Below are 4,118 nucleotides of genomic sequence, written 5' to 3' on the forward strand. Positions count from 1 at the left end.
CGCCCGGTGGCGGTCGCCGTCAGCGCAGCGAGAGGGCGGCCAGGGCGGCGTTGACGATGCTGCCGGGCAGCAGGTCGTGCAGCTCGTACAGCTCCTGGACGCTGCCCGACTGGCCGAACTCGTCGACCCCGAGCGGCACCGCCGGGGCGCCGAGCGCGGAGCCGAGCCAGGCCATCGCGTGCGAGGCGGCGTCGTGCACGGTCACCACCGGCACCCGGTCGGCGAAGGCCGACCGGAGCGCGCCGGGCACGCTCGGCACGGTCGCGGTCCGCACGCCCTGGCGCAGCGTCCGCTGCCAGGCCCGGTAGAGCCGGTCCAGGCTCGTCACGTCGACCACGTGCGCCGCGACGCCCTCCTCCGCCAGCTCGGCGGCGGCCGCGAGGACCTCCGGCAGCACCGCGCCGGAGGCGGCGAGCTGCACGACCGGGGCATCCGCCAGGTGCGGGTACGCCTCGTGCGCGTCCACCAGCCGGTACGCGCCGGCCACCACCTGCCGGCGCAGCACCGCCTCGCCGATCCGGGCCCGGGCCGCCTCGAACGGCGCCTGGTCGATCGGGCGGGTGCTGAGCCGGAAGTAGTACGCCCCGTCCTCGGCCGGCGCGGCCGTGGCGGCCGGCGCCGCACCCTGCGCGATCTGGCCGAGCGCGTCGCAGAGCAGCCAGTCGAGGCTGCCGGCGTACGCGGGCTCGAGGAAGGTGACCCCGGGCAGCTCCAGGCCGACGGACGCGGTGATGGTGGACTGGTGGGCGCCACCCTCCGGGGCGAGGGTGATGCCGGACGGGGTGCCGGCGACCACGAACCGGGAGCCGGAGTAGGTGCCGTAGAGGAAGGCGTCCAGACCGCGCAGCACGAACGGGTCGTAGACCGTGCCGACCGGCAGCAGCGGCTGGCCGGACAGGTCCCAGGACAGGCCGAGCTGGCCGAGCAGCAGGAACAGGTTCATCTCGGAGATGCCGAGCTCGATGTGCTGGCCGGCAGGGGTCTCCGTCCAGCGCAGCATCCGGTCCTCGGTCCAGGAGCGCTGCTCGGTGGGGGCGAAGACGCCGGTCTTGTTGATGAAGCCGGCCAGGTTGGTGGAGGTGGCCACGTCCGGGGCGGTGGTGACCAGGTAGGGCGCCACCTGCGGATCGCGGGCCAGGTCGACCAGCACCCGGCCGAAGACCTCCTGGGTGGAGACCGGCTTGTTGGCGCGTACCCGGGTGGTCTCCGGGACGGTGACCCCGAGCGCCCGCTCGCGGGGCGCGCGGGACAGCGCCTCCCGGCGCTCGCCGGCCCGGATGCCGGCCGGGGACGCCGGGTCGAGGCGGTCCCACTCGGTCTCCGGGGTGAGGCCGTGGGCGGCGCGCAGCGCGTCGACCTGCTCGGTGGTGAGCAGCGCCGAGTGGTTGCGCGGGTTGCCGGCGATCGGCAGCCCCCACCCCTTCACCGTGTACGCGAAGATCACGCTCGGCCGGTCGGTGACCGCGTCGCACTGGGCGTACGCGTCGAGCATGGCCGCGAGGTCGTGCCCGCCGAGGTCGGTGACGAGCGGGCCCAGCTCGTCGTCGGGGATGTCGGCGATGAACTCGGCGATGCCGGCCGGCGCGCCGTCCAGGAACTGCTTGCGCAGCGCGGGCCCGGCCAGCCCGAACAGGGACTGGTACTGCTCGTTGGGCATCCGGTCGATCCAGTCGCGCAGCGCCTCCCCGCCCGGCCGGGCGTAGGCCTCGGCGAGCTTGCGGCCGTACTTGACCTCGACGACGTGCCAGCCGGCGGCCTCGAACTGGCCGCGCCACTGGTTGATCCGGATGCCGGGGACCACCCGGTCCAGCGACTGGCGGTTGAAGTCGACCAGCCACATGACGTTGCCCAGGCCGGTGGTGGCCGGGTCGGCGACCGCCTCCCAGATGTTCCCCTCGTCCAGCTCGGCGTCGCCGATCAGGGCGACGAACCGGGAGTGCGGGCGCTCCCCGAAGTGCGCGTCGACGTACCGGCGGGTGACCGCGGCGAAGAGCGGCGCGGCGGCGCCGAGGCCGACCGAGCCGGTGGAGAAGTCGACGCCGTCCGGGTCCTTGGTGCGCGACGGGTACGACTGGAGCCCGCCGCGCGCCCGCAGCTTCGGCAGGTACGACCGGTCCAGGTTGCCGAGCAGGTACTGGATGGCGTGGAAGACCGGCGAGGCGTGCGGCTTGACCGCAACCCGGTCCTCGGCGTCCAGGTGGGCGAACCAGAGCGCGGTCATCGCGGTGACCAGGGAGGCGCTGGACGCCTGGTGGCCGCCGACCTTCACGCCGTCGCCGGTGTCCCGGTCGTGGTTGGCCGCGTCCACGATCCGGGTGGCGAGCCAGAGCACCCGCCGCTGGATCTCGTCGAGGACGTCGAGGTCGTGCTGGTTCACGGTGACTCCATCCGGGCGTCGCCGTTGACGCCCTCGCGAGGGGGTGGCGCGGGTCGCGCGCCTACTCGGAAGGTCGAAAGGCCGCCGCCGGATCACGACGGCGGCCCTCCGGGTGGGACTCAGCCCTGGGCGCCGAGGCGCTCCAGGATCAGCTCGCGGACGGTCTTGGCGTCCGCCTGGCCGCGGGTGGTCTTCATGACGGCGCCGACCAGGGCGCCGGCCGCCGCGACCTTGCCGCTGCGGACCTTGTCCGCGACGTCCGGGTTGGCGGCGATGGCCTCGTCGACCGCGGCGGTGAGGGCGCCGGTGTCGGAGACGACCTCCAGGCCCCGGTTGGTCATGATCTCGGTCGGCGAGCCCTCGCCGGCCACCACGCCCTCCAGCACGGTACGGGCCAGCTTGTCGTTGAGCTTGCCCGCGTCGACCAGGCTCTGCAGCTCGGCCACCTGGGCCGGGGTGGCGCCGACGTCGGCCAGCTCCACGCCGGTCTCGTTGGCCCGCCGGGACAGCTCGCCCAGCCACCACTTGCGGGCGGCGGCGGGGGTGGCCCCGGCGGCCACGGTGGCCTCGATCAGCTCCACCGCGCCGGCGTTGACCACGGACTGCATGTCCAGGTCGGACAGGCCCCACTCCTGCTGGATCCGCTTGCGCCGCAGCCGCGGCAGCTCCGGCAGGGCGGCCTTCAGCTCGGCCACCCAGGCGGTGTCCGGCGCGAGCGGGACCAGGTCCGGCTCGGGGAAGTAGCGGTAGTCGGTGGCGGTCTCCTTGGACCGGCCCGGAGTGGTGTCGCCGGTGTCCTCGTGGAAGTGCCGGGTCTCCTGGGTGATCTTGCCACCGGCGTCGAGCACGGACGCCTGGCGCAGCATCTCCGAGCGGACCGCCCGCTCGACCGAGCGCAGCGAGTTGACGTTCTTGGTCTCGGTACGCGTGCCCCACTCCTCGCCCGGCCGGTTCAGCGAGGTGTTGACGTCGCAGCGCAGCGAGCCCTCCTCCATCCGGACGTCCGAGACGCCCAGCGAGCGGATCACGTCGCGCAGCTCGGTGACGTACGCCCGGGCCACCTCGGGCGCGAGCGCGCCGGTGCCGGGGATCGGCTTGGTGACGATCTCCACGAGCGGGATGCCGGCCCGGTTGTAGTCGACCAGCGACTCGGTGGCGCCGTGGATCCGGCCGGTGGCGCCGCCGACGTGCAGCGTCTTGCCGGTGTCCTCCTCCAGGTGGACCCGCTCGATGCCGATCCGCACCAGCTCGCCGTTGACCTCGACGTCCAGGTAGCCGTCGAAGCAGAGCGGCTCGTCGTACTGGCTGATCTGGAAGTTCTTCGGCATGTCCGGGTAGAAGTAGTTCTTCCGGGCGAACCGGCACCACTCGGCGATGGAGCAGTTCAGCGCGAGGCCGATCCGGATGGTCGCCTCGATGGCCGCCTTGTTGGCCACCGGCAGCGAGCCGGGCAGGCCCAGGCAGACCGGGCAGACCCGGGTGTTCGGCTCGCCGCCGAAGTCGGTCGGGCAGCCGCACCACATCTTGGTGTTCGTGCCCAGCTCGACGTGGGTCTCCAGGCCGATCACCGGTTCGAAGCGCGCGACGACCTCGTCGTACGCGGGCAGTGTCGTCGTCATCTGAGCTCCAGGCGCGATCCGGACAGAACCGTTCCAGCCTAATGGGGCTGGGCGCGGTCACCTCCCCCGGGTTTCCCTCCACGCCGGCGCCGCCGCGGCCCGCCCGGGGAACCCTCCCCGGG

Annotated in this window: 2 protein-coding genes; both read right to left on the reverse strand. The window is 73.6% G+C overall.

Annotated elements, in window-relative coordinates:
• Positions 1 to 19: 19 nt before the first annotated feature.
• Positions 20 to 2,377, reverse strand: coding sequence for a transketolase-like TK C-terminal-containing protein (locus ACWEVO_RS31690; RefSeq protein WP_452311133.1), 2,358 nt, complete (start codon positions 2,375 to 2,377; stop codon positions 20 to 22).
• Positions 2,378 to 2,496: 119 nt separating this feature from the next.
• Positions 2,497 to 3,996: an Asp-tRNA(Asn)/Glu-tRNA(Gln) amidotransferase subunit GatB gene (gene gatB / locus ACWEVO_RS31695; RefSeq protein ID WP_452311134.1), complete on the reverse strand. Its 1,500-nt coding sequence runs from the start codon at positions 3,994 to 3,996 to the stop codon at positions 2,497 to 2,499.
• Positions 3,997 to 4,118 lie beyond the last annotated feature (122 nt).

It is taken from the genome of Micromonospora sp. NPDC003776, assembly GCF_053605645.1.

Coding starts and splice junctions, on each gene's coding strand:
- gatB (WP_452311134.1), bottom strand. CDS start 3,996: ATGACGACGACACTGCCCGCGTACGACGAGGTCGTCGCGCGCTTCGAA.